This window comes from Bacillus sp. 05T22 (genome assembly GCF_056396765.1).
Genome location: NZ_JBFTMC010000188.1, coordinates 1 through 5,670, shown reverse-complemented (window position 1 = coordinate 5,670; position 5,670 = coordinate 1). Strand labels below are relative to the sequence as shown.

The following is a 5,670-nucleotide window of genomic DNA, read 5'->3' as shown; positions in this document are numbered from 1 at the left end:
ACTTTATTCTTTCCTATTTAGTTGTGTTTGAAGTAAAAAATCCTTCTTAGTTTTCACGCTAAGAAGGATTTTTTACTATTATTTTGCTTGTGCTGTATTTTCTTTTGCAGAACGTACTTGCTCATCTGCATGGTAAGAAGAACGAACAAGCGGGCCAGCTTCACAGTGGCTAAATCCTTTGCTAAGAGCAATTTCTTTTAACTCTGCAAATTCAGCTGGTGTGTAGTATTTAATAACTGGTAAATGCTTTTTAGATGGTTGTAGGTATTGTCCAAGTGTTAAAATATCCACATTGTTCGCACGTAAGTCGTCCATTGCTTCAATTAAATCTTCTCTTGTTTCACCCAGTCCCACCATAATGCTAGATTTAGTTGGAATATCAGGTTGCATTTCTTTTGCACGACGTAAAAACTCTAATGAACGATCATATTTTGCTCTAGCGCGAACTCGGTCAGATAATCGACGTACTGTTTCAATGTTATGGTTTAAAATATCCGGTTTTGCATCCATTAACATTTTTAAATTTTCTTCTACCCCGCCCATATCAGATGGCAGTACTTCAATAGACGTGAATGGATTTTTGCGACGAACAGCGCGCACTGTTTCAGCAAAAACAGCAGCTCCGCCATCTTTCAAATCATCACGTGCAACCGCTGTTATAACAACGTGTTTTAAGCCCATGTGTACTACAGAATCTGCTACGCGTTCTGGCTCTTGTAAATCAAGCTCCGTTGGTAAGCCTGTTTTAACCGCACAAAAACGACAAGCACGTGTACAAACCGCACCTAAAATCATAAACGTTGCTGTTTTTCTTACAGCCCAGCATTCGTGAATGTTCGGACATTTCGCCTCTTCACAAACGGTATGTAACTGCTTAGAACGCATCATTTTCTTTAAGCCTGTATAGTTTTCATTTGTATTTAACTTAATTTTCAACCATTCGGGCTTGCGCTTATATTCTGTTTGTTTTGTCATGTTATCAACTCCGCACAATATGAAATAGTTTACCGTGTTCGCTTCTTTCAATGTAACATATCTATTCTAACGTATGAAAGCGATTTGCTCAAATGAAGATTCYAAGAATTTTTACCAATGATTTACTATAATGAAATATCTCGTATATCCCACACTAAAAAGAGTGATGTTGTGAAAGGAGTTTATTTTTATGCTTCGACCATGGTATTATTTAGCCGCAATTGATCAATATGAACGCAATATACGGAGCGTAAGAAAAGATATTCCGAAAAAGCCCGATGCTATCATATCAATTTACTTTAAACCAGAAATGTGGGCTGGACCTGCCAATGGTTCTACTAACGATACTCTTCCCCATACGATTTCTCTGTTTGGAGGGATTGGTTTAGATGGCGATAAAGACGGAATTGCAAATGCAAATAACGACCGAGATCTTTTGCATACAATGGCAACTATTATAAAAAAGCAAGGGACTTCAGAAGACCGTATTAAAATTATGCTCTGGGAATATTATAGACGTGCAAAAACAGTTGAATTAATTACCGAATATGCTCGAATCTATAAGCACTATGGTCGTATTAACTTAGAAGGGAATGCCTTCCCTCTTCCTGTCCATAGCGACAATAGCTACCGTAGTACATTTGGCGCTGGGCGGAGTTTTGGAGGAAGACGTATTCATGAAGGCACCGATATTTTCGCAAGGCACGGTGTACCAGTAAGATCTACCTGCTACGGCGTTATTGAAACAAAGGGTTGGAATCGCCTTGGTGGTTGGCGCATCGGCATTCGCGATTTATATAACAATTATCATTATTACGCACATTTAGGTGGCTTTTCTAAAGAAATACAGCTAGGACAAATTGTAGAACCAGGAACCGTTCTTGGCTTCGTTGGTAACACAGGTTATGGACCTCCTGGTACAGCTGGAAAGTTTCCACCACACTTGCACTTTGGATTATATAAAGACAACGGGTATACAGAATGGGCCTTTGATCCGTATATGCATTTAAGTTTGTGGGAGCGGAAAGAACGTGCGAATTTAAAAAACAACCGTAGCTAATTGCTACGGTTGTTTCCTTTTAAGTACTATAATGTCTTTTCAAACTTACTCATCCGTTATAATACATATTTTGTTAATTCCTTGCTTCATTTGATAAAAATTTCCATGTTTTTAGTATTAACTTAAAAAACCAATAAAACACAAAAAAGCGAATGACTAATCATCCGCTTTCTTCCCCTTACTATCTGGCATAACAACTCCGCCGCTTCCATAATAAGATGGTACCTCTCCTTGTACAATTCGTGTTGCAATTGGGATATTTTGTTTTACTGTAATTTCTTTTGTACGAAATGGAATAATTACCTGTAGCGTAACCTGCACTTCCATAACAACTTCAATCGCTGTATTGTTAATTCCATGCGGTTTTACATTTTGCTTAATATCCGTATTCACATGACCAATTGTTGTAAAATCAATCGGAATATCCGGCCCTAAATTACCAAGGAGTGCATTATCCGTTATGCGTCCAAGAGGAACAGACATTGACACTCCGCTCTCTTCTGGAAGACCGAGTGCCTTCATATTCCCCTTCTCCACTTGATGCAAATATTTCTCTATGTATGCAGTAGTCGATGTCAAAATCTCATTTACTTGCTTTGTATTTAAATCGATTGTGGATACTCTTCCATTCTTATCGTTTTGTACTTTCATTAATGAATCCACATCAAATCCTTCCTTAATTCGATCCTTTACCGCTTTCGTCATCACAACCGTTGCCATTTTATGTGTCTGCGTTTCTCCATATTTTATTAATGTAGGTTGAATACTTTTATTCACAATCCAGAATCCTTGTAAAGTTAACAATAAAAAAATGATAAACGAAATGAGTAGTACATGCCGAAAGGGGAGCGGTCCTTTTCGGAAACGCGAAGCTTTTGGACGAAATGTACGCATAAAAAAACCCTCCTTCTTATATCATTTCTATGCAAGAAAGAGGGACGATATATACTTATATCATTTTTAATAAAGCATCTTTTCCAATTGTTCCTGCTGGAATGCCTAGAGCCTCGGCTTCAGTCGTTACCGATTCAAGCGGCGCTTCAAGAAGCTGCTCAATCGTTCTCACACCAACTGCGCGGCCAGCAATAATACCTCGGTCCCCTAACTTCTCGTTTAATAGGCCGACATCTAAAGCTCCACACATAATATATCCCTTATCGCTCATAACAGCCAACAAATTTGTTTTCGGAAGCTTTACGCTAACCGCTATAAACGTATAGTTATCAATGATAATTGGTTCCACATTAACCATAGTTCATACACTCCTCTCTTTCTTATCTTTATGAAAAGAGAAAAATGAGTGTTACAGGTTAACTAGCCTATAGTTTGATGGAAGATGTATAAGTTATCAACATCTCTGTTAACACATCTCGCAATAACTCTGGCATATAATATTGTTTTTCAGAAAGTGTGGATAGTTCTGGGTATAAGTACCCGAATGTAAACATATCAATCGTTCCGACAGTGTATATACGTTCTAACTCTAATGATTCTCCATTAATCAATACATCTTCGAGTAAAATTTTATTTCCAGGAATCGTATCTAATGTAACTTCCAGACCATCATAAATCATTTTCCCCATAACTTTCCCGCGAAAACCAAGGCCTTTTACCTCAAGTTGTTCCATATTTGGACGACGTGCTTTTAAAATAACATCTCGTAATGTTTTTCCTTTTACTTTTAGTGCACATGGATTAATAGGATGTGGACAAATGCGGTGGATATCTCCGCGCGTTACAATTCCTTCTTCTAATCCTTCTAATAACACACCCGCATTGACCATCCCAATTCCCGCATTACACCATTTTTTTAATGCACCTGCTAACATACGGGAAATTTGTGTCTCCTGGAACCAATCAATCGGCAATGGTTCTTTTAACTCAACAATCGGATCTGCCATAATAAGTTCGCTTTCTTTCTCTAACGCTTCAATCGTCGGCAATGACTCTCCGTAAGCTGACAGACGATTTGTACGAATCGCTCTCCCATCCTTTTCTGTCACTCTTTTTGTCTCTAGATCCACCGTTAGCTGAACATGTCCGACATAATGCCCCCACTTTTCTCCGCAGCAAAGCAAGGTCCCCTTCACAAGAACACCACGCTCAAACAAATGATGCGTATGTGCCCCTAAAATAACATCAATATCATAATGCTCTGCCATATACTCATCTGCATTCTTTCCAAGATGAGAAAGAACGACAGTAACATCAGCTTTTTCTTTCACTTCTTCTAAAATTACTTCCAAATGTGCAATTGGATCTTCAATATGCCAATCCAGCATTTCATAGAACTCTGGATAAGCTACCGTTAAGCCTATAAAAGCGATCGTAACTCCATCTGCAGTTGTATGCAGCTTGTACGGTTTTGCCCAATTAGGACGCGTTCCATCTCTTTCAAATAAATTAGCTACAAGCACCTCAAAATTCGCTTCATCGTATAAATGTTCAAGATGCTCCTTCGCTAATGTAATTCCTTCGTTATTTCCAATCGTTACATAATCATATAGCGCTTCGTTTAATAATTTCGTATTGCCCTTGCCATTCGTTGCTTCCGTTATACGATGAAAACGATCCACATGATCGCCAATATCTAATGTGAAAACAGATTCTCCTGCTTTCTGTCTGCGCTTTTTCTCTTCTTGTACAAACCGAGAAATTTGCGGCCAGTTTTCAAAATGACTATGTATATCGTTTGTATGATAAAGGTGAATGATTGTTTCTTTATTTATATCCAGAGAAAAAACCTCCTCTCAATTCCTTACTGCCTTTTACGCTATCTACTTGCAATAATCCTGTAAATACTTTTCGCCTTTTCTTGCTATTTTACATTGTACTCTCATTGGAGGAAAAAGCAAAAAGATACCTTTTAATTAGAAAATTTTCACACTAAAATGGATGTATGGGGGTGATTCCTTTGTTTAACAAATATAGCTTTCTCTCTCTGTGGGTTACATTAGCTGGAGTTGTTTCATTTTCACTCAGTTATGCCCTTGCAGCAAATTTAAGTTTTTTACCAATCATTTTCTTTTTTATTAGCACCGCTTGCATCATCCTCGGTCTCATATTCAGCATGATAGCTATAAACAAGAACGAACCAAGCAAATGGAAGTTTGTCGGTATTTTTGTTCCACTTCTAGCTGTTATTTTCATATTACTCATCCCTGTTCTTATTGGAGCATTTGGATTTAGAGAACCGTAAAAGCACCGATATATTTGCGACCAAGTAAAAAAGCGCCCTGCAAACAGGGCGCTTCACTTTTACCTAATGACTAATATTGGCACTTGGATATAATGTCGTTCCTCCAATTGAAACTTTCATTTCATTTGTTAATGGAACATTTTGTTCATTAATAATTGTTCTCCACCATTCCCATGCAAGACCTGTACATTCTCTTGCTACGACTTTTACATTTTTTGAATTCGGTGGAAGTGGTATGACTGTATTGAAATGAGCAGTTCTGTCTCTGCCGTTTCCTTCCCAAGTTTTATGGGTTAGTACTTCTTTTCCATTTTGATCATAAGAGAATTCATCCCAAGATACATCAAATTGAGCAACATATCCACCAGTATGATCAAGCGTCATTTTAGCACTAGAATATTCTGTAGTTGTAGTCTCAATATAATCTGTATTGTTA

The 5,670-nt window shown here is 37.8% G+C and carries 7 protein-coding genes; 2 read left to right on the top strand and 5 right to left on the bottom strand.

The window, feature by feature from the left end:
* Nucleotides 1-78: 78 nt before the first annotated feature.
* Nucleotides 79-975: a lipoyl synthase gene (lipA, locus tag AC1DIT_RS27265; protein ID WP_003201659.1), complete on the bottom strand. Its 897-nt coding sequence runs from the start codon at nucleotides 973-975 to the stop codon at nucleotides 79-81.
* Nucleotides 976-1,165: 190 nt separating this feature from the next.
* On the opposite strand from lipA, the gene AC1DIT_RS27260 reads away from it, so the two are divergent.
* A complete protein-coding gene (locus tag AC1DIT_RS27260; RefSeq protein ID WP_476998556.1) occupies nucleotides 1,166-2,035 on the top strand; it encodes a M23 family metallopeptidase in 870 nt (289 codons plus the stop codon).
* A gap of 156 nt (nucleotides 2,036-2,191) precedes the next feature.
* Here the strand turns inward: AC1DIT_RS27260 and yunB are convergent, their stop codons facing one another.
* From yunB to AC1DIT_RS27245, 3 genes are all read right to left on the bottom strand, one after another.
* Entirely contained in the window at nucleotides 2,192-2,929 is a 738-nt protein-coding gene (yunB, locus tag AC1DIT_RS27255; protein ID WP_016132180.1) for a sporulation protein YunB, read from the bottom strand.
* 55 nt (nucleotides 2,930-2,984) lie between these two features.
* Complete coding sequence (locus AC1DIT_RS27250; protein WP_003201652.1) at nucleotides 2,985-3,287, bottom strand: YunC family protein; 303 nt, start codon at nucleotides 3,285-3,287, stop codon at nucleotides 2,985-2,987.
* 67 nt (nucleotides 3,288-3,354) lie between these two features.
* On the bottom strand, nucleotides 3,355-4,746 hold the full coding sequence (locus tag AC1DIT_RS27245; RefSeq protein WP_077295358.1) for a bifunctional metallophosphatase/5'-nucleotidase: 1,392 nt from the start codon (nucleotides 4,744-4,746) through the stop codon (nucleotides 3,355-3,357).
* A gap of 194 nt (nucleotides 4,747-4,940) precedes the next feature.
* On the opposite strand from AC1DIT_RS27245, the gene AC1DIT_RS27240 reads away from it, so the two are divergent.
* Entirely contained in the window at nucleotides 4,941-5,234 is a 294-nt protein-coding gene (locus tag AC1DIT_RS27240) for a hypothetical protein (protein WP_141522328.1), read from the top strand.
* A gap of 63 nt (nucleotides 5,235-5,297) precedes the next feature.
* Here the strand turns inward: AC1DIT_RS27240 and AC1DIT_RS27235 are convergent.
* On the bottom strand, nucleotides 5,298-5,670 hold a 373-nt coding region (locus tag AC1DIT_RS27235), incomplete at its 5' end, for a thiol-activated cytolysin C-terminal domain-containing protein (protein WP_476998555.1).

What these genes read in the sequence shown, in the direction of transcription:
- lipA (WP_003201659.1), bottom strand. Translation starts at nt 975, where the DNA reads ATGACAAAACAAACAGAATATAAGCGCAAGCCCGAATGGTTGAAAATT.
- AC1DIT_RS27260 (WP_476998556.1), top strand. Translation starts at nt 1,166, where the DNA reads ATGCTTCGACCATGGTATTATTTAGCCGCAATTGATCAATATGAACGC.
- yunB (WP_016132180.1), bottom strand. Translation starts at nt 2,929, where the DNA reads ATGCGTACATTTCGTCCAAAAGCTTCGCGTTTCCGAAAAGGACCGCTC.
- AC1DIT_RS27250 (WP_003201652.1), bottom strand. Translation starts at nt 3,287, where the DNA reads ATGGTTAATGTGGAACCAATTATCATTGATAACTATACGTTTATAGCG.